Raw genomic sequence first — 19,115 nt, forward strand, 5'->3', positions numbered from 1 at the left:
CTTACGCCGGGTGCGGCAGGCATCGTTCTTCCGTGGAGTTTCGGGTGTTCGACCGTGCCGCTTCGGCGGGTCGACCGTGCCCGCTGGGGACGATCTGCGGATGGGATGTCGGTGTCAGCGACGAGACGATTCGGCTCCGGCGTCCCCGGCTGGGACGTTCTCCGGCTCGGCACGCAGGTCGACTGGATCGATGGGTACGGTCCCGAGCATTTTGTTCAACATCCGGTACTTCACCGGAAGCCGGTGCAGAATCCGGTACTTGATCTGGCGGGCCAGGATTCCGGCCTTACTTGTCACGGCGAGGCCGCTTTCCTGCGCTGTCTGGAAGCGCGTTACTTGGTCCTTGTGTGCTCGTCGTTCGGTGACGAAGTCGCTGAAGACCCGGCCGGGAACGGGTTCCTCGTCGGCGCCGTTACGCAGCGCTTCCGCGATTATCGGGGTGATACGCACGCAATCCTGAATGGCCAGGTTGACCCCTTGGCCGAGGATGGGCGTGCACGTGTGCGAGGCGTCCCCGATCAGGACCAGACCGTCACGAGCCCAGTTGTCCACATACGCGGTGAAGATCTCCAGGAAACTGGTGTCGTCCCAGGAGTTGAGATGGTTGTCCATCAGCGGTCCGAGCTGCGGGGCCAGTTTTCGGACCTGCTCTTTGAACGAGTCCAGTCCCGCATTGCGGATCTTCCCGAAACCTCGTTTCGGCAGGTTCTGCGCGACTCGGATGTCGTCCGGATACGTCGGCATGCACACCAGGTGCCGGTCGCGGTCGACGAAGAACTGAGTGTAGTGCCGGTCCCACTCCGGTGGCCGCGGGACCTTGAACCAGAGAACATCCCGGTCCATCGGCTCGACGTGAGCTTTGACTCCTGCGGCTTTCCGTACTTTCGAGAACCGTCCGTCGGCACCGACCACGAGCCTCGCACGTACGGTGGATCGCGAGCCGTCACCGAATCGTAGCTCCGCACCGACGACTTTGCCGGACTCCTCGATCAGATTGGTCATCTGCGCGCCGGCGGCGTGGTGGTAGCTGGGTTCCTGGCTTGCCGCGTCATTGATGATACTGAGCAGCGCCGGCTGTGGCATGTCGATGTAGGGCTTTTTCCGCGCGGTGCGGAGATACTCCACGTCCATGACGTGACGCTTCTCGAGGTACATCTTCATGCCCTTTGTCTCCAGGTAACCGTGCGCGCGCATAGCGGGCCCGAACCCGAGTTCGTTGAGGGCCGTCAACGAGCCCGACACGAGTGTTTCACCGCGGAAGCTGCGCTCGACCGTCGCTTGTTTCTCGGCTACTATGACCCGGATACCGCGGCGGGCCAGCATGCAGCCGAGCAGCGAACCGGCAGGGCCGCCACCGATGATCAGTACGTCCGTTTCCTCAGGGATCATTTCAGCGCCTTTCCGCCAGATGTTGTCTGGTTGTGTACCGGCGAAACACGCCCGGATGTTCGACAACGGTCCGGCCGCTGGTGTCACCGATCGGGCATTTCGCTGGGTCAATCATTAGCTACAAAGCTAAAGTCCCTCTAAAGGGGCTCTTGTGGACTTTTCCAGGTGATACCACCAGGATGGTGCTGCGCGTGCTGGGCCGCGTGTCATGAGTTCGCCGGTGCGCACACTGTTCCTCTCCGATACGGGGTACCGGAGAGGAACCTTTTCGGGGAACCGTGGTTATGCCTGTATCAGACCTGCTGCTCCTGTCGCATCCGTGTGAGTGAGTCGAAGAGCCACTCGCGAGTCTCCTGAAGATGGCCCGGTGAGGCGTGCACGTCGTCGAGAACCCGCGTTCTCAGGTTGTGGACGTGGTCCCGCAGATGGTGTATCTCGCTCGGTGGCGTGATCTCGTCCTGGGTGCTGGCCATGTAGGCGACCGGAATCCGCAATGCTGCCAGCTCTTCCGGGGTCAGGGCCCATCCGTCGAGCTCACTCGACAGGTTTTCAGGAGAGGTGCCCAACAGGTGAGCAAGCGTATCGATTGTCACCCTCGGCAGCTGCGTTCGCCAATCCACGTCGGTGAAAAAGTCGCTGATGGGAGCGGCATTGGAAATGACCCCTCGGATCCGCGGTTCCTCGATGGCGCACCGGAGAGCCAGATGACCACTGAAACTGTTCGCTATGGCGAAGGTGCGCGCGACATCCGCATGGGAGGCGAGCGCGTCCAGGATCCGGGGGAGCATGCGCCAGCTATCGCGCTCGTAACGCACCGTGTTCTCACCCACCCCCGGCATCTCCGTGATGACCATTGCCAGGCCGAGCTGATCGGCCAGCTCCAGCAGCGGAGCCCACTGTTCCTTGAGGCTGACGATGCCGCCCATGAACAGGAGGAGCGGACGTGGCCGGGTAGCGGAAAGCCCATTGGTCAAGCAGCGCACACGGCCCTTTGGTTCGGCCAGTTCCAGATCGAGCCGTCCGATTTCCGAACGGTTGCTCCGCCACTCGTCGAATGACTCGACCGCACGCCGTAAGGCCTCCTGGCGTGCCGCACCATCGACGAACGGAAAGCGAGCCATCGTGTAGCAGTTGCAGGCAGCGAGGTTGTCCCCGTCGGCTCTGTAGGCGTCGCCGACGGACGACCACTCGTACACCCATGACCGCGGTGCCCCGTCGCGATCGTGGCTTATCCGATCGAGCACCTCCTCCCAGAGATCATCGGGAATGTTCAGCAACTTCGAGTGAACCGAGGCGAATTTCTTGAGTTCACCGATATGATTCATCGCACAATACTTTCATTTGGTCCGGAAGCCCGGTTCGCCGACACAGCGGGAATGCCGGTACGAGCCGCGAGCGTGGTCGGCGCGGTTTCACTGCCTTTCGGGGCGAATTCTCAAACACCGACGTAGAGATTGAAGATATCCTCGAGGGAACTCGCTTCGAGGATGTCCGGCAGGGGAACGCTGCGCCCGGTGCGCTTTTCCATGGCAGAGACCAGACCCAGTAGGTGTACGGAGTCCCAGCCGGGCACCTCGTCGAAACCGCGGCTGGTGAGTTCGACGGTCAGCTCCAAGCCGATCTGGTCACGCATCATCGTGACGAATTCGTCCAATGTGTTCACTGGAAGCTCCCTTGAAGATCCTCGATCAGGTGCAGGTGCTCGGGGACCGCGGGGATGTCGTGCAGGTCGTGCCGGTAGGTGGTCCCCGAGTCGTCACCGGCCACGCTTTCGAATCCATAGCGCGCGTACAGGTCCGCCACCCCGGCGTTCTTGGCCGTCGGCTGATACTCCCCGTACACGGCTTTGCATCCATTCGAGAAAGCGTCCCGAAGGACCGCGCCGAGACATGCCTGCTCTATTCCTCTGGAGAAGACACGGCAACTGAGCAGGAAGTTCTCGATTCGTGCCGTGTCGTCGTCCTGACGTACCAGGAGCGCACCGACCAGACCGTTGTCCCCGAACCGATCACTCGCATGGATCGTCAGCACTCGTGCTCCCGCGGACATGGCGAACTCGCGGACCTCCGTGGGCTGCATTCGCACCGTTGTCATATTGAACTGGTTGGTCCGCAGAGTGATTTGCGAAACCCGGTTGACATCGGATTCGCGGAGCGTGCCGATTCTGACCTCGACACGCAACTCCCGCAGGTAGTCCGCGAGCGATTCGAACTCCGCCAGGAAGTCACTACGTTCGCTTTCACCCCGATACAGGGCCGGCCGTGCACGATCCTCTTCGGTCAGTTCCCGGATGTCGAACCAACCGTCCTCCAGCAGTCTGCTGATGTGCAGCGCCGGTTCGGTACCGATTTGTACTGTCGTGACCTCAGGCAGCGCGTGTCGCATGAGGCCGCACTCGTACGAGCTGTCGTCGACGAACACGAAGCTGTCGGGCTTGATGTTCAGCGCCTCGGCAGTTTCTCGCACATTGTCCGGCTTGGGGCGCCAGTTGGCGGTGACCCGCACGAAATCGTCCTCGCGCAGTGCCATGTCGGAGTTTTCACACAATACCCGGCGGACCGGCTCGATATCGTTCTTGCTCACCGCTGTGAGCAGGACGCCCTGACTGCCGAGTTGCTTGACCACTCGCTGGAAAGCCCGGAACGCTTCGCCGCGATAGCTGGTGGCGACTTCGATGCCCTCACTTCCGTCGTCACCGAGGATGCCACCCCACAGTGTGTTGTCCATGTCGAGCGCCAGGGCCTTCTTCGTTCGCCCGGTCGAGTGCCGGGCGAGGTGGCCGACCTCGCGGGCGTACCGGGCTAGCAGAGCCGGCGACAGCGGTACCTTGGCATAGGTGTTCAGTCGGATGTCCTCAGCCGTCAGCCCTTCGGACAACAGTGGTTCCAAATCGATGACGAGCGCCGAGGAGTATCGCTCGGTGAGTTCGAGCAAACGCGCGTTGGTCCTGTGCCAAGCGGCGCTGAGGCGGGCGCGTGAACGGTGGTCCACCAACTGTGCGGAGAATCGCCGCGGCAGTGTGACGGTATTGAGCACCAATGTCGCGTTTGTGGTTGCCACGAACCGCTCCACGAGCCATTCGATCAGCCGAACCTTCTCCTCGAGCTTGTGTTCGGCAGTGGTGGCATCCCACGGTACTGGCAGCTCGTCGAAAACTATCGTGGGGTCGAGCACGCAGACCACGATGTCCGGAGCCGAGCGATACAATGCGCTGTCCGGATCGGATAGATCGAAGACGTAGCTGTCGAAGTCGGACAGTGCGGAACGCAACAGCAGACCGTGTCGAGCCAGCTCGGCGTTGAGCGGTGGCACCAGTTGGTTCAACGTGCCGTGTCCGGTGATCGCTACTTTGACCGCCGGTGTCGAGGGGTGTTCATGGAGCACGTCGTCCACGTCGATCCGGTTCAGCAACCGCCCCGCACGAGTCAGCCCTTGATCGTCAAGGCTGTTCAGCAACGCGCAGGCCGATGGAAACTCACGCGCGAGGCGCCCCGCGCGGTACAGTTCCATGAACCGTTCCTCCGGATCGGACCGCTCCGAGTCCACCACTCCCGAGGCGGTTGTCGAGGCATCGGACGAGAACACGGTTTCGTTCATGTCGATCAGACCTTTTCTACCGCGCAGCCGGACTTTATCCACTTACTCGACTCGATCGAGATGCATACGGCTCGATCGCTCCTGCTCATACGAGGGAGCGCTCGCTCGAGCTGAAAGAACGGGGCGGCATTGCCGGTGTTCCCGATTTCGCGAACACGCGAAATCTCTCGGATGTCGGAGACGGAAAGAGAATCGACGATTGCTTTTGTCATGCGTCCGGAAAGTTGCGGGGGGAGCAGGTAGTCGAATTCCGTCTCGTCCCAGTCGAGGTTTTCCAGCAGTTGCCGTAGAACTTCGTTCGCCATCTCCGGAACGCGATTTTCAATGGCCCTGTAGTCCTCGGTCACCGCGGTGTGCCCGCCGGTCTGCTGGTCGTGGAGTCCGCGATCTCCCGCGCCGAACCACTCGACGACCTGGCCGGGTTCATGGCCCATCCCGACCAGCCGGACCAGAGGAGGGTGCAGTACAGCGGCTTCCGTAACCGGATCGGTACTGAGTACGGCAGCGCCCGCGCCATCGCCGAACAGCAGGGTGTTGACTGCGTAGGATGAATCCGTGTTCCCGAAATCCATATTGGTGTCGTAGTGTTTCGCCACCGACTCGGCGCCCAGTACCAGCGCGTTCCGACTTCGGCCGGTGGACAGCATCTGATGGGCCACATCCAGTGCCTGCAGTGCCCCCGAGCAGCCCGACTGGAGCTGGAAGGAGGCCACGTCGTCGATCCCGAGGCGGTCGGCGATCAAGTTCACTGTGGCGGGCATGAGTTGGTCGGGAGTGGCTGTCCCCATCACGATCAGATCGATGTCCCGGGGGGTGGTCCCTGCTGCTTCGAGAGCCTTGCCTCCGGCCTCCGTGCCCATGTCGACGAGCGTGTGGTGACGTTTGCCGGTCTCGACGTCGAACCCGAAGTGCCTGCTTTCCGTCCCGATGAACATCTCCAGCCATTGTTCCCAAGCGCTGCTCATCCCGAAGTGCTCGGCCAGCATGGAGTTATCCACGGGGAGACCCGGCAGAGATGTACCGACCGAAAGTATACGGATGTTGGGGTAGCTCATCCAGGGATGCCTTTCAGGTTTTTCGGCTACTTGTCGGGGATCATAGAGAGCACGTCTAAAGCCTGGCTAATGCGGCTCTTTATTCCGCGACTCGGCCGGGATCCGAAATGGCTCCGACTGGTCGGTGCAGGAGGTGAACGATCTCGGGAAATTGGCCGGCCGGCTGTGACCGGTTTCATGGTGGGTGCGTCGGCAGCGCTGTTCCACGGGGACCGCTTCGTAATTCCGGTCCGGATATTGCGCAGGCCGATCGATGTGTGTGGATTCGGTGTCGATGCCCACGGTGAGCCTGCTGGTGATCACCAGTTGGCGAGAGCCTGATCGGTCGCCTCGATGAGGTGCTCGAAACTCCGGTCGATCGAGTACGGCATCTCGAATCCGCCGTCCAGTTCCAGACGTACGAAGCCGTGCAGTGTGCTTCGTACGAACCGAGCGGCATCGACGACATCCTCTCCGGATATGCCGTAGCCTTCGAATACGGCGTAGAGCACGGAAAGCACGTCGTCCGTGGCTGCTGCGAATTGGGTGTCGCCCGGAGTCGGTGTGCGGAAGACGTACGTGTAGTGGCCGGGGTGGGCGAGGGCGAAGCTTCGGTAGGCGTTTGCCACGGCACGTAGGGCGTCCGCTCCGGCCTTTCCCGTGCTCGCTCGGCGAATGATGTCGCCCATATCGTACATGACTTTCATGGAGAGAAGCCTGTGCAGGTCCTCGAGTCCGTCGACATGCTTGTACAGGCTCGGCTGGGCGACTCCGAACCGCTTCGCGAGTTCCGCCAGCGTCAGCCGGTTCCGGCCGACCTGGTCGACGACCCGGGCAGCTTCTTCGACGATCACTTCCGTCGACAACCCGGCCCTAGGCATGCGCGAGCTCGTCGATCAGTCGTATGACGGCGGCCGCAGTCGCGTCGGGTGCTTGTGCCTGTGGAAAATGCCCGACGCCGGGAATCATCACCACTTCCGCGGAAAGCTTCGCAGCGATCCAATTCGCTTCGTCGGACGGGTCCTTCCAGTCGATGTCCGCTGCGCCCATCACGACGATGGTCGGGGTGCTCACGTTCTCCAATCGCTTTTCGGCGGGGGCGTGCTCAGTACGGCTTGTCCGAACCAGCGCCTTCCAGTGTCCTGGGCGGCGCAGGTTTTCGCGGACTCGAGCCGCATGCTGTTCGTAGTCGTCGGGCTTGGTGCCGGGGAACCACTGTGGATAGTAGGACATGAACGCCGCCGGGCCCCATGGCTTTGTGAGAAGCAGCCGGAAGAGCAACTTCTGAAAGGCGGTCGACTCCGGGTCGCGGACGAACGGTCCGAGCAGAGCCAGTCCGCTGATCTTCGAGGGGGCATCGGCCGCCGCGATCACGCCCGCTCCCGCGGCCATCGAATTGCCCACCACGAATGCCGGGCCGCCGAGGTGATCGACGAGGGCGAGTATGTCTCCGGCCAGCGCCTCGTCGTCGTAGGCGCTGAAGGTGGCGTCGCTGTCGCCGTGGCCACGCAGATCCATCGTCGCCACTCGGCAACCGTGTGCGGTGAGGGTGGGGACGAGGTGCCGGTAGGACTGGCGAAGTTCGCCCATGCCGGGCACGCAGACCACGAGCGGGCCGTCTGTGTCGGTCAGATCATAGCCGATCCGACCTTCGGGGCATTCGAGATAGTGGCTAACATTCATAGCTTATAACCTAAGAAGGCTAGCTTGGTGTTGTCAAGCAGCGGAGACTTCGCCACCACGCGACGATCTCGGCGAGCGACTCGTCATGCGGTCCCGAGGTGGTAACACGGGGTGACTCGACGGGAGGGGTGCGCGTTGTGGCCCACCAAAGCAGGTGGCCACGTGCTCACCGAGGTCGCATGGGCTTCGATGAGCACGTGGCCGGTACGGTCCGCTGGTGGGATCAGGCTGCCGTGCGGTCGAGACTTTCCTCTCGGGCGAGTATCGCGTAATGGAGTTGCTGGACAGCCGTGCAGGGCTCCAAGCCCAGCTCGTCTCTGAGGTGTTCCCACAGGTCGCGGTACACCGCCAGTGCGTCCGCTTGTCGATCACATCGATACAGCCCCAGCATCAAATGCCGGTAGAAATTCTCACGCAGTGGGTACTGGGAAATCAGCGTGTACAGCCGGCCGATGACTTCGCGGTACCTTTCGAGTCGTAAGTAGGTCTCCATCAAGAGCTCGAGGCACTCCAGACGGCTTTCCTCGAGAAATGTCGCATAAGCGTGCGCAACCACACCGTCCTTGAGATCTTCGAGGCTTGATGCCCGCCAGACCCGGAGTGCTTTCTCGAGCGCAGTGATCGTCTCTTCCGAACGCCCTTGGGCGAAGTGCCCGCGCCCCTCGTGCATCAGCCGCTGAAATTCATCCACGTCGATCTCGTCGTCCTCGAGAAGCAACATGTATCCGAGTGGGCGTGTCACGATCGGCGTGCCGGGTGCGGTGCGGGCTCCGGCCCCGGAGGAAGACCTACCGTGTTGCTTGAGGAACTTGCGGAGCTGCGATACGTACACGTGCAGCGCCGCGTTGGCTCGCCGCGGTGGGTTTTCGCCCCAGAGCTCGGTGACCAGTCGCTCGGTGGTGATCACCTGATCGTGGCGGACCAGGAGAACAGTCAACAGGATTTCGAGTTTCCGTGCGGTCAGCAGGCGTGTTCCGTTCGAATCCACGACCTGAATGGGACCCAGAATCTCGTAACGCATCGGACACCTCGGTTGCAGTGAGACCACGTTCGATCGGGAGTCAACGACTTCGACCTTTTCACTCGATCGAGAACGTCGCCACCCCTAAGCCGCCCCCAGCCCACCCCTAAACTCGCACCAAAGCCTTGGAGCTCGCCGTGTTCGGTGGGTGAGGTGCTCGCACCGGGAATTCACTCCGATTTTGCATCCTGTTCCGCTGAGACCTTCCGCCACCAGCCTTTCGACACCAAGGCCGCCCGGTCGTCCACGCTCCACGCCCGGCGAATCAGTCGATTCACACACCGGGACGCAGATGCGCGGTGAGCACGCGCAGCACCTCGTCCTGCTGCTCGGCCAGGTAGAAATGCCCACCGGGAAATACATGTACTTGCGCTTCCACACTGGTGTGCTCGCTCCATGCCTCGGCCTCTTCCAACGTGACTTTCGGATCGGCATCACCGGTGAGAACGACGATTGGGCAGTCGACTGTAGCGCCGGGGGCACATCGGTACGTCTCGATCGCCCTGTAGTCGCTGCGTACGGCCGGTAGAATCAAGCGCAACAGTTCCTCGTCACCGAGCACCCACGGGGCGGTTCCGCTCAGCTCGCGCATCTCCGCGATCAGGCCCTCGTCGTCCTGGAGGTGCACTCGTTCCTCGCGGTATCGCGAGGGGGCTCGCCTGCCCGAGGCGAACAGTGCCATCGGCGGTGTGTCCAGCCGCTGCGCAACCTCGAACGCCAGCACGGCGCCCATGCTGTGCCCGAACAGTGCCGTTCGTGAATTCTGCCAGGGACGCAGCTCGTCAGCCACCAGGTCGGCGAGTTCGTCGATGTCGTCGATGAAGGGCTCGCTGCGCCGATCCTGTCGGCCCGGGTACTGCACGGCCATCACCTCTATGCCCGGCGACAGAGCCTGGGATACCGGAAAGTAGAAGCTTGCCGAGCCGCCAGCGTGCGGAAAACACACAAGGCGGTCCGTTGCGTCCGTGCCGGAGCGAAAGCGGCGGATCCACTGATCACCGCTAATGGTGGTGTCTGTCATTGTTTCTCTACCTTTACAACGGAATATTGCCGTGGTGACCACAGGTACCGGCTTCCCGGCCTAGGGTCTGCTTTAGAAGTTAGAGCCATTCGTTGATGACGGTGATGGTCACGGTGGCTTTGTGGCGCACGGCGAGCTTGTCGTAGGGGGTGGCGACGGCGCGGTGGCGTTTCAGGCGGTTGATGCAGCACTCGACGGCGTGGCGCTGTGTGTAGACCTCGGCGTCGAAGGCGGGTGGGGCGCCACCGCGGTGGTCCCCGGCCCGACGATGCTGGGCCTGGTCTGCCTTTTCGGGATGGTGGCGTCGATTCCCCGTCAGCGCAGGTAGGTTCGGTTGGCTCGCGCGCTGTAGGCCTTGCCGGCGATCACGCGAGCCGGGCGCGTGCGCGGGCGCCCTCGCCAACGGATCCCGTCGATGAGCTGCCGCTTCGAGCGCTTCGGCGGACGTCCACTCTTGACTCCCACCGGCAACAACGGATCCAGCTTCGCCCACTGCGCATCACTCAAATCGCCCCGCGCCACACCATGATCATCACAGACCCTGACCCACTTTTGAAACACACCCTCTGGCGCGACCGCAATTTTCCGCCAGGTTTCGGCAGGTACGACAGGCCACCACCCGAGCACTGTTGACGCGTCCCAGCCTCCGTGACCACACCGCTGTCGTCGGGGATGTGTGATGAGCTCGCGGAGTTCTTGTCCAGAAGATCGTCCAACCGCGCGGATGGCGACCGTGGGTCGGCTTCATTCTCGTATGTCTGCTTGGCCGAAACGGTGCCGGTCACATCCCCCCCACCGGGGCGAGGAGCACAAGTCCCGTCCGCTTGCTCATGGCCGGTCGTCGAATCGGGCATAGCACCTTGTTGTCTTCCACATCGACGTGTTCCGGCTCAAAAGCTGGCCGAGCCTCCTCCTGGAGTCAACCCCTATTTGAACCCCTATCAGCGTCTTCGGGGTGCCAGGTACCCCCTCAACCGCATCTGGACAACAGTGTGTCGCCGATGTTCATTCGAATGGTCGGATCGCTTCAACAGGGACGGAGGACGACACCAACCTCCTCCCTGTGTGGTGTCAACACACGGATCGACGTCGCCATGTCCATGCTCTCGTGGCCAAACGCTGGCCCGACCACTTTCCTACTAAATAGTAGACATCCATTTGGAGCACTTCTAGTTAACAGAACGTACTGCTCTCACCATCCCTTTTCACGAATGAGCTAATGACTTACTCTGCCCCCTAGAGAGCGGTCACGCTCGGTGTCAAACCATCGGGCGGTCGGGGGGCTGTCGCCAAGGATAAAACGGGGACCACGGTCCGAAGTGTCCGAAAGCTGGGGAACCAACGGGGATGACACTCATCGAGCGACACGAAGAAGCAGCATCGCTCTGCGAACTCTTCAACATCTGCACAGCAGGCAACGGCGCAGTGGCTCTCATCACGGGGAACGCCGCCAGCGGAAAGAGCTCTCTCCTGCAAGACTTCGGCGAGAACGTCAGCACTTCGGATGCCGTCCTCCTGACAGCGGTCGCCTCTCGCGCCGAACGCGACTTGCCGATGGGCGTGTTGAGTCAGTTGCTGCACTCGACCGACATGCCCGCGGAGCGCTCCGCACTGTTCGATCACCTGCTGGAAGACTGCATGGCAAGCCTCGTCGATGTCGACGGCGGTCTACGCAGTCCGAACGTCCTGGTGCTGCACGGACTGTTCAAGGCTCTGATCCGGCAAGCCATGCACACGCCTGTCGTCATCGTGGTGGATGACCTCCAGTACATCGACAACGCCTCCTGGCAGTTTTTGCTCTATTTCCTCCGGCGCAGCCGCTCCGCACGGACCATGGTCGTATTCACGCAGCGCACCGACGCGGATCGGGCACCCGTCGAGGTGCACTCCGAGCTGGTCTCCATGCCCAACTACCGCCATATCGAGCTACAACCACTCACTCGGCAGGGCACTGCTTCCGTGCTGTCGCTTCACCTGGATCCCGAGACGGCAGACCAGCTCGTCGACGAGTTCCACCGAATCAGCCACGGGAATCCGCTGCTGGTGCAGGCCCTGCTCGACGATCTCTCCGCTGGAGCGCCTTCGGCACCGCAAGTGGTTGTCGGTGATGCCGTGGGGCGTGCCGTACTGCGATGCCTGCACTCGTCCGGTCGTTCCACACTCAGGGTTGCACGGGGTGCTGCGGTCCTGAACGAACGGACTTCTCCGGTGCTCTTGGCCCGCCTGTTGGATATGGAGACCGGCGCGGTGGAGCAGGAATGTCGAACCCTACGGTCGATCGGTTTGCTGGGCGGTATGGTACTACGGCATGCGACTGGCCGCTCCGCGGTCGTCCGCGACATGCCGACTTCCGAGCGCAGTGAACTGCACCGCCGTGCGGCGAAGCTGCTCTTCGAGACTTGCTCCGCGGCGACCACAGTCGCCCGGCATCTACTGGCGGCCGGCAATCCGGACGAACCATGGGCCGTGGAGGTACTCACAGATGCTGCGGACCACACCGCGCACGATGGTGAGGTCGAATTCGCCCGGTCATGCCTGGAACTGGCCCAGCAGTATTGTTTCGACAGACGAAGATGTACGACGATCACATTGGCGTTGCTCAATCTCGAATGGCCGTTGCATCCCACCGTCGCGATTCGTAGGCTGCGGCAGCTCGTCGACTCGGCCCCCTACCAATCCTTGCTCCTACCCCAGGCGACCGACCTGGTGGACTGGTTGCTGTGCGTCGGCTGGACCGGCCCGGTCTGGGCTGTCCTCGACCGGATCGCCGAATTGAGCGCGGCCGGTGACGCATACGCTACGACCGAACTGCGGAACATCGAGCTGAGACTTTCTTGTGACTTTCCGGGGGTGTCCGACCGACGGAACGGAACACTCGCGGCGCAACACATCACAAAAACGATCAAAGCCTCCGCCGTCACCAATCCTCGACTGAGCGCGTTCGCAGCGTTCGACACCGTCCTGCGGGAAGGTGAAGAGGAGGATTCGATCAAGGTCGCAGAAAAGGTTCTCGAAGGAACAAGTTCGGATGACAGAAGAGTACAACACGTGTTCGCGGCGATTAGCACATTGCTCTGTACCGACCGACTGGAAAAGGCCGGAAAGTGGACGGAGAAGTTGCTTCGGCAAGTGCCTCCGCTCCAGTGCCCGGGCTATGAGGGAGCCCTTCTCGCGCTGCGAGCCGAAACCTTCCTCTACCGAGGCGACTTCCGATCGGCACACGATTATGCGCATGCATCCTTCCAAAGGATTCCCTTCGTCGCTTGGGGGGACATGATCGGCGGTCCTCTGAGCACTCTGCTGCTGGCCTCGGTCAAAAATGCAGAGCTCTGGAAAGCCACGGAACTCATCGGGAAACCGGTTTCGGAAAGAATATACCAGACCCGCTACGGGATTCGCTATCTGTACAGCCGCGGACAATATTACTTCGAGACCGGGCGGCTCTCCGAAGCACTCACCGACTTCAACACATGTGGCGAGATGATGCGGGCCTGGGACATGGATCGTCCCGCTTTCGTACCGTGGCGATCCGGACTCGCCCGGGTACGGCTGTGCCTGAACCAGCCGGTACAAGCCTGGCAACTGCTGCAGGAACAGCTGGAACTGCTTCCCGACCGAAGCAAACCGTGTCCGCGAGTCCGCTCGCCGCGCCCGCTTGCCGCCGAGGACCGCTCACAGCAATATGAGTCACTGCATAGGGCGATCGTGGCACTGGAGATAGGCGGGGATCGAGCTGAACCTGCCCAGGAGACGACGGAGCCACGGCAGCTCCGGGTGAGCGGAGACGAATCCGAACGAGCGGCGACGTTCCGACACCGACCACATAATCGGACGCTCGGCCACCGAATACCGGGAATGTCACTCGAGACGCCGGAAGAGATCCACACCGACACCGCGGCGATGTTGCGCACGAGTAACGTCGCTTCGAAAGTCCGTTCGCTGAGTGGTGCCGAGCGGCGTACCGGAACCCTCGCGGCTCAAGGTTTGAGCAACCGGGAGATCTCCGAGCGTCTTTACATCACGGTCAGCACCGTCGAGCAACACCTCACCCGCGTCTACCGCAAGCTCGATATCAAACGACGTCAGGACCTACCGTCGAACATCGGCATCACGTAACTCCTCCGGATACTTGCGCCGGTTTCCTCCCTCACAGCGGATCATGCTCGTCACTCGACGGGTTCGCGCTGCACCTCCTGAGCGGAAGGACCCGCTCCTCGTTGATTACTCTGCCACTGACGGCGACCTCACGGAACGCAACAGGCAAGCCCCTCAGAAGGATCGCTGGAGCGCGAGGGTGACGCATCGGTCGGCGAGTGCGGTGACCGTCAGCGCGGGAGGCACCGCGCCAGTAGAGCCGGGGATGAGTGAGCTATCGATGACGAACAGGCCAGGGTGGCCTATAAGCTCTCCCGTCTCTTTTGTCGCTGCACCGAGTGCGGCGCCTCCCAGCGAGTGCGCAGTCAGTGCTGGCGTCACCACGTCCAGATCGAGGCCGAAATTCGCGGAGTCCCACTGCCGCATAGTATCGCGCACCGCAGAACTGACGCGGACAACACGGGGGTCGGATGTCGGCCAGGACAATTTCACTTCGTCCGATACTGGGTCGTACGTGAAATTCCCCAGCCCCGGAACGACGGAGACCGCAAGCATGGTGCTGGAAATCATGCCGAGCGCAGGGAGTCCGAGCGGCGGAAAGCTGAGCAACGTTACGGGTGCGCCGGACGTATCCCAAGTACGAGCGTGCATATGTGCGGGACCGCCCTGGTCCGGATTGTTGAACTTGAGTCCGGTGCCGGCAACGAGGTGATCGCCGCTGGTGCCCCACCCCGTGCCCACTGCTTCGTTGAGACGGGACAAACTGCCACGGGCCTTTGCCCGGACCAACAATCGCATGGTACCGAGCGACCCGGCGGCAAGAAAGACTCGCCGTGATGAGAACCATGGACGGCCGACGACCTTGCCCTCTTCGTCGAGTTGTTCGCACCCGACTAAGTAGCGATCTCCTTGTGGAAGGATATCGCGCACCAGGTGAAGGGGACGGACATCGGTCCGGCCAGTGCGTTCGGCTCGCGCAAGTATCGTGCGGTCGACACTGCGTTTCGCCCCACTGTTAATTCCCCAAACGGCGTGTCCGAGAATTGCGGAACGCGGGGTCGTCCCGGCGATCTCGGCGCGGACGATGTCCCAGTCGACCGCCATCTCGGAACGCTGCATCGCCAGTCCGGCCCTGTCCGCCCTGCGAGCGAACTGCCGAGCGTTGCCATAGAAGGAAGAGTTCAGGACGTCGTCCGGGACCGTGGAGAGGCCGATGAGCGATTGTGCACGCGGATACCAATGCTGTGCCATTTCCGTGTAGTCGAGGGCCTGTCCAAAGCTTTGGCGGAACAGGTTGCCCGGCGGGATCATCATGGCGGCGTAGTTGACAAGAGAGCCGCCGCCGACTCCCGCACCAGCCATGGTGGTAATGCCATCGTGCGCGCATGTCTCGAGCACACCGGTGAAGGGAGCAAAGGTGTGCTCGGTGAACGGTGACCGGGTGGAAAGCCAGGCGGCTCGCCCATCGGGCACGGGAGGGGTCGCGAAGGTGTCGCCGTCTGGGGTGATCGGCCATCGGCGCCCGCGTTCCACGACGACGGAGTCGATACCCGCTTCGGCGAGTCTGAGGGCGGCAACGGACCCCGCATAGCCGCTACCGACGACGAGGGCATCCACAGGTTCCGAGGCCGCTGCGGTGCGGCTGACAAGACTGCCACCGAAGAGCGCCGACCCTGTTGCCGCAGCGCCGAGGCGCAAGGCCCATCGTCGGCTGACGTCTTGGTTCATCACGCGTTACTCCAGCCTGGATTCGTAGAAGGTGTCCGAGAGATCGTCAGCACAGGACGTCGGTTCGGCGGGGAGGGCACACAGTTCGGCGGCAGCGGCCCACAATTCCTCTTCGCGCTCCCGGTCGTAGGATTCAGGTGCAGAAGCTGCGACCTTGCGGCGGTCAATGTAGGTCCCGCTGTCTCCCGGGGTGGAGCCGCCTGCGGCATCGGCGAGCAAATTTCCGGCGGTGGTCGGGCTGAGCGCCAGCGGAGTGGCCCGCAGACCGTGCAATAGCGTGCGCGACAGCGCACGAATCACCGGCCCGGCGTCACGAACAAGGCCCGTGCCGGGCACATAGCCGGGGTTGAAGGTGTAGACGTCGACACCGTCGGGTAGGCGGCGGGCCAGTGCGTGCACCAGGTAGGTGACCGCCAGCTTGCTGGTGGAGTACGCCGTGCGGCCCTCGGCTACCGAGTGAGCCTGGCTGCCTTCTCTGGGCATGGCGAGTTGGCGGGTGCTTTCCCAGCGGGGCGCCGGAACCATGCCGAGGTTGTGTCGGAGGTCGCCAAAATGGGTGTCGCTGCCAACCATCGTGATCCTGGCAGGTGTCGTGAAATGGTTCCACAACAGGCGCACGAAGTAGTAGTTGGCCAGTACATTCACGGCAAACGTGGTTTCGTAGCCGTCGACGGTGGCGTGGGTCCGGCTGGTCATCTGCAGGCCCGCGTTACCGAGAAAACCCTTCAGCGGAGGTAGTTCCTGGGCATCGACGCGCCGCCGGACCTCGTTCGCTGCGGTGCCGATCTCCGCGAGCGAGGCCAAGTCGCAGGATATCGCGGTGACATTCGGGTTACCGGTGGCATTGGTGAGATCCTCGGTGAGCCGCTCACCATTCTGCCCTCTCGCTGTCACCAGGAGATGGTTTTCAGGGTACCTGGTTAAGAGGCGCTCAGCTGCCGCACGTCCGAAGCCGCGACTGGCCCCCGTCATCAGCATGGTGCCCTGTGGCGCACGCATACAGCCCTCCGAACTGAGTTCCAATTGATACTGGGTACCATACGGTATCGAGTTCAGCTAGCCTAGACTGGATTCATGACACAGCAGCGCCCGCTCCGCGAGCGTCATCGGCAGCGCGCCAAGGAGAAGATCATAGATGCAGCTTTCGCCCTCTTCGCCGAGCGCGGCTTCGCCGACGTGACCGTGACGGAGATCACCGATCAGGCCGAGGTGGGGCGCACCACTTTCTTCAGGTACTTCGGTGACAAACAAGAAGTCCTGTTCGCCGATGAACAGCCTCTGCTCGACCAGCTCGCACATGCCGAGGCCCCATTACTGCAACCCCCCACCTTCCAGCAAGCAATGGCGCAGACCCGCACCGTCGTGCGCGATATCTGCGATCAGGTCACGGCCGACCCGGAGCGCTATCGCCTGCATGAACGGCTCGTCGGCGACAACCCCGAGTTGCACGACCGAAGTGAGCGCAAGCTCCTACGACTCACCGAAGCCATGACCGACGCTCTGCGAAACCAGGGAGTCCCCGAGTACGAGGCAGTTCTCGCCCCACATTTGGCACTCGCCTGCTATCGCACAGGCAAGCACATGGCCGGCACGGACCCCACGGCACTCGTCGGTGCGGTCGACGCCGCCTTCGAACTCCTGGAACGAGCACGGGGAGCGCAGTGGCAGGGCGATAACCCAGGAAAATGAGGCTTTCAACAAATTCTTGATCCACTCTAAAGACCGCATCTTTATTCAATAGAACTACGGCCGCTTGCACAGAACAGCTCAGTCCGGGGAACACACCGCAGGTGCGTTGCGGTGCGCTCCGGCCAAGATGCTTGCACGGGATTTCGAAGCATGCTTCAACCACACCAGCCCGTCATCTGCGGAGGTATCCGATGACCGCTTTGGCCGCGCGTCCCGACAGTCAGCAGTCCGAGCAGGATCCGCGTGACCCGGAGTTGCGCTTGGCGCAGCTGTTGGACGCGGACTCGATCGTGCCGCTGCATCCGCGGGATGCCAGCGGCATGTACGCGGTGCGGGGCCGGATCTCCGGGGCGAAAGTGATCGTGTACTGCAGTGATGCCACGAAGAAGGGTGGTGCGCTGGGCTCCGAGGGATGTGGGCACATCGTCGAGGCCATCGACACGGCGGTGCGGGAGCGGTGTCCGGTCCTCGGTGTGTGGCACTCCGGGGGTGCTCGGATCCCCGAGGGGGTCGAGTCGCTGGATGGCATGGGTCAGATGTTCGCGGCGATGATCCGCGCTTCGGGCAAGGTGCCGCAGGTCTCGGTGGTGGTCGGTCCGGCTGCGGGTGGTGCCGCCTATGGTCCGGCGCTGACCGATGTGGTGATCATGGCTCCGGCCGGTCGGGTGTTCGTCACCGGGCCGGATGTGGTGCGCAGCGTGACCGGTGAGGAGATCGACCAGGACGGGCTCGGCGGTGCCGAGGCACACGGCAAGAAGTCCGGGGTCGTGCACGTCGTGGCCCGTGACGAGCCGGATGCCTACCGCCGAGCCCGGCACCTGACCGGGCTGTTCGCCCGGCCGGGCCTGTTCGACCTGCAGTCGGTGCAGACCGAGCAGGACCTGCGTGCGCTGCTGCCGGAAACCGCACGGCGGGCCTACGACGTCAAGCCGGTGATTCGGGGCATTCTCGACACCGATGCCGACGGGACCAGCGATTTCGCCGAGCTGCAGGGCAAGTGGGCGCCCAACGTCGTGACCGGACTGGGCAGGCTCGGAGGTCGCACCGTGGGTGTGATCGCCAACAACCCGCTGCGCAAGGGCGGGTGCCTGGACTCGCTGTCGGCGGAGAAGGCCGCCCGGTTCGTGCGCATGTGCGACTCGTTCGGGATTCCGCTGCTGGTGATGGTCGACGTGCCCGGCTACCTGCCCGGGGTGGGCCAGGAATGGGGCGGTGTCGTGCGCCGGGGCGCGAAACTGCTGCATGCCTTCGGTGAGGCCGTCGTGCCGCGGGTGACCCTGGTGACGCGGAAGTCCTACGGCGGTGCCTACATCGCCATGAACGCCCGCTCGCTGGGCGCGACCACGGTGTTCGCCTGGCCGGAGGCCGAGGTCGCGGTCATGGGCGCCAAGGCAGCGGTCGGCATCCTGCACCGCAAGGCCATCGCCGCCGCCCCCGAGGAGGAACGCGAGGCCCTGCAGGACAAGCTCACCGAGGAGCACCAGCAGGTCGCAGGCGGCGTCGACCGCGCGAAATCCATCGGCGTCGTCGACGAGGTCATCGAACCCAAGGAGACCCGCCGCCGCGTCGCCGAAGCACTCGCCGCCGCCCCCACCGGCAGCGGCAACCACGGCAACATCCCCCTGTGACCGCGCGGACAACGCAATCGCGACAAGGGACTGTCGCTTGCACGGTGGTGCGCCACGAGGTGTTGGTGCGCCGTGAGTCGCTGGGAATCGAAGGAGATGCGCGACCTCCTCGCTGGGGGCATCTGTTAATCGGACACCCCCTACAGGTGAGAGCTCAGTAGGGGAAGTAGGGGTACTTCGAACAAATCTCCAGCACACACTTTTCCGGTATGGTGAGGTTTCACTTTGCG

The 19,115-nt window shown here is 62.8% G+C and carries 14 protein-coding genes and 1 pseudogene; 3 read left to right on the plus strand and 12 right to left on the minus strand.

The genetic code is table 11. The annotated features are described in order from the left end of the window. Window positions 1-114 precede the first annotated feature (114 nt). The 10 genes and pseudogenes from JOF55_RS19120 to JOF55_RS19165 all read right to left on the minus strand — a co-directional run. Window positions 115-1,389 (minus strand): FAD-dependent monooxygenase, encoded by a 1,275-nt coding sequence (locus JOF55_RS19120; RefSeq protein WP_310276128.1) that lies wholly within the window; start codon window positions 1,387-1,389, stop codon window positions 115-117. Between the two features lie 293 nt (window positions 1,390-1,682). Beyond that, a complete protein-coding gene (locus JOF55_RS19125; RefSeq protein ID WP_310276130.1) occupies window positions 1,683-2,714 on the minus strand; it encodes an alpha/beta hydrolase in 1,032 nt (343 codons plus the stop codon). Between the two features lie 110 nt (window positions 2,715-2,824). Next, entirely contained in the window at window positions 2,825-3,052 is a 228-nt protein-coding gene (locus tag JOF55_RS19130) for an acyl carrier protein (RefSeq protein WP_310276131.1), read from the minus strand. Then, on the minus strand, window positions 3,049-4,986 hold the full coding sequence (locus JOF55_RS19135; protein ID WP_310276133.1) for an HAD-IIIC family phosphatase: 1,938 nt from the start codon (window positions 4,984-4,986) through the stop codon (window positions 3,049-3,051). The genes JOF55_RS19130 and JOF55_RS19135 overlap by 4 nt, the downstream gene beginning before the upstream one ends. A 5-nt stretch (window positions 4,987-4,991) precedes the next feature. Then, complete coding sequence (locus tag JOF55_RS19140) at window positions 4,992-5,984, minus strand: 3-oxoacyl-ACP synthase III family protein (protein WP_310276135.1); 993 nt, start codon at window positions 5,982-5,984, stop codon at window positions 4,992-4,994. Between the two features lie 356 nt (window positions 5,985-6,340). Continuing rightward, a complete protein-coding gene (locus JOF55_RS19145) occupies window positions 6,341-6,901 on the minus strand; it encodes a TetR/AcrR family transcriptional regulator (protein ID WP_310276137.1) in 561 nt (186 codons plus the stop codon). Further along, window positions 6,894-7,703, minus strand: a complete 810-nt coding sequence (locus JOF55_RS19150; protein WP_310276139.1) for an alpha/beta fold hydrolase — start codon at window positions 7,701-7,703, stop codon at window positions 6,894-6,896. The genes JOF55_RS19145 and JOF55_RS19150 overlap by 8 nt, the downstream gene beginning before the upstream one ends. Window positions 7,704-7,926: 223 nt before the next feature. Then, on the minus strand, window positions 7,927-8,724 hold the full coding sequence (locus JOF55_RS19155; RefSeq protein ID WP_310276141.1) for an AfsR/SARP family transcriptional regulator: 798 nt from the start codon (window positions 8,722-8,724) through the stop codon (window positions 7,927-7,929). 274 nt (window positions 8,725-8,998) lie between these two features. Beyond that, on the minus strand, window positions 8,999-9,745 hold the full coding sequence (locus tag JOF55_RS19160; RefSeq protein WP_310276143.1) for a thioesterase II family protein: 747 nt from the start codon (window positions 9,743-9,745) through the stop codon (window positions 8,999-9,001). A gap of 79 nt (window positions 9,746-9,824) precedes the next feature. Continuing rightward, window positions 9,825-10,141 (minus strand): annotated as a pseudogene (locus JOF55_RS19165) (transposase family protein); the annotation flags it as partial. A 951-nt stretch (window positions 10,142-11,092) separates the two neighbouring features. Between JOF55_RS19165 and JOF55_RS19170 the strand changes: the two are divergent. After that, a complete protein-coding gene (locus JOF55_RS19170; protein ID WP_310276146.1) occupies window positions 11,093-13,861 on the plus strand; it encodes a helix-turn-helix transcriptional regulator in 2,769 nt (922 codons plus the stop codon). A 153-nt stretch (window positions 13,862-14,014) separates the two neighbouring features. On the opposite strand, the gene JOF55_RS19175 is transcribed toward JOF55_RS19170, so the two are convergent. Beyond that, window positions 14,015-15,568 carry a GMC oxidoreductase gene (locus tag JOF55_RS19175; protein ID WP_310278457.1) on the minus strand — a complete coding sequence of 518 codons (1,554 nt, stop codon included), beginning with the start codon at window positions 15,566-15,568 and terminating at the stop codon, window positions 14,015-14,017. Window positions 15,569-15,574: 6 nt separating this feature from the next. Further along, a complete protein-coding gene (locus tag JOF55_RS19180; RefSeq protein ID WP_310276148.1) occupies window positions 15,575-16,567 on the minus strand; it encodes an SDR family NAD(P)-dependent oxidoreductase in 993 nt (330 codons plus the stop codon). Window positions 16,568-16,642: 75 nt separating this feature from the next. Here JOF55_RS19180 and JOF55_RS19185 point away from each other — a divergent pair, with 75 nt between their 5' ends. Both JOF55_RS19185 and JOF55_RS19190 read left to right on the plus strand, forming a co-directional pair. Beyond that, on the plus strand, window positions 16,643-17,257 hold the full coding sequence (locus JOF55_RS19185) for a TetR/AcrR family transcriptional regulator (protein WP_310276150.1): 615 nt from the start codon (window positions 16,643-16,645) through the stop codon (window positions 17,255-17,257). Between the two features lie 191 nt (window positions 17,258-17,448). Next, window positions 17,449-18,885, plus strand: a complete 1,437-nt coding sequence (locus JOF55_RS19190; RefSeq protein ID WP_310270393.1) for an acyl-CoA carboxylase subunit beta — start codon at window positions 17,449-17,451, stop codon at window positions 18,883-18,885. Window positions 18,886-19,115: the final 230 nt, after the last annotated feature.

It is taken from the genome of Haloactinomyces albus (assembly GCF_031458135.1).
GTDB lineage: Bacteria > Actinomycetota > Actinomycetes > Mycobacteriales > Pseudonocardiaceae > Haloactinomyces > Haloactinomyces albus.

What these genes read in the sequence shown, in the direction of transcription:
- JOF55_RS19120 (WP_310276128.1), bottom strand. Translation starts at nt 1,389, where the DNA reads ATGATCCCTGAGGAAACGGACGTACTGATCATCGGTGGCGGCCCTGCC.
- JOF55_RS19125 (WP_310276130.1), bottom strand. Translation starts at nt 2,714, where the DNA reads ATGAATCATATCGGTGAACTCAAGAAATTCGCCTCGGTTCACTCGAAG.
- JOF55_RS19135 (WP_310276133.1), bottom strand. Translation starts at nt 4,986, where the DNA reads ATGAACGAAACCGTGTTCTCGTCCGATGCCTCGACAACCGCCTCGGGA.
- JOF55_RS19145 (WP_310276137.1), bottom strand. Translation starts at nt 6,901, where the DNA reads ATGCCTAGGGCCGGGTTGTCGACGGAAGTGATCGTCGAAGAAGCTGCC.
- JOF55_RS19150 (WP_310276139.1), bottom strand. Translation starts at nt 7,703, where the DNA reads ATGAATGTTAGCCACTATCTCGAATGCCCCGAAGGTCGGATCGGCTAT.
- JOF55_RS19155 (WP_310276141.1), bottom strand. Translation starts at nt 8,724, where the DNA reads ATGCGTTACGAGATTCTGGGTCCCATTCAGGTCGTGGATTCGAACGGA.
- JOF55_RS19160 (WP_310276143.1), bottom strand. Translation starts at nt 9,745, where the DNA reads ATGACAGACACCACCATTAGCGGTGATCAGTGGATCCGCCGCTTTCGC.
- JOF55_RS19170 (WP_310276146.1), top strand. Translation starts at nt 11,093, where the DNA reads ATGACACTCATCGAGCGACACGAAGAAGCAGCATCGCTCTGCGAACTC.
- JOF55_RS19175 (WP_310278457.1), bottom strand. Translation starts at nt 15,568, where the DNA reads ATGAACCAAGACGTCAGCCGACGATGGGCCTTGCGCCTCGGCGCTGCG.
- JOF55_RS19180 (WP_310276148.1), bottom strand. Translation starts at nt 16,567, where the DNA reads ATGCGTGCGCCACAGGGCACCATGCTGATGACGGGGGCCAGTCGCGGC.
- JOF55_RS19185 (WP_310276150.1), top strand. Translation starts at nt 16,643, where the DNA reads ATGACACAGCAGCGCCCGCTCCGCGAGCGTCATCGGCAGCGCGCCAAG.
- JOF55_RS19190 (WP_310270393.1), top strand. Translation starts at nt 17,449, where the DNA reads ATGACCGCTTTGGCCGCGCGTCCCGACAGTCAGCAGTCCGAGCAGGAT.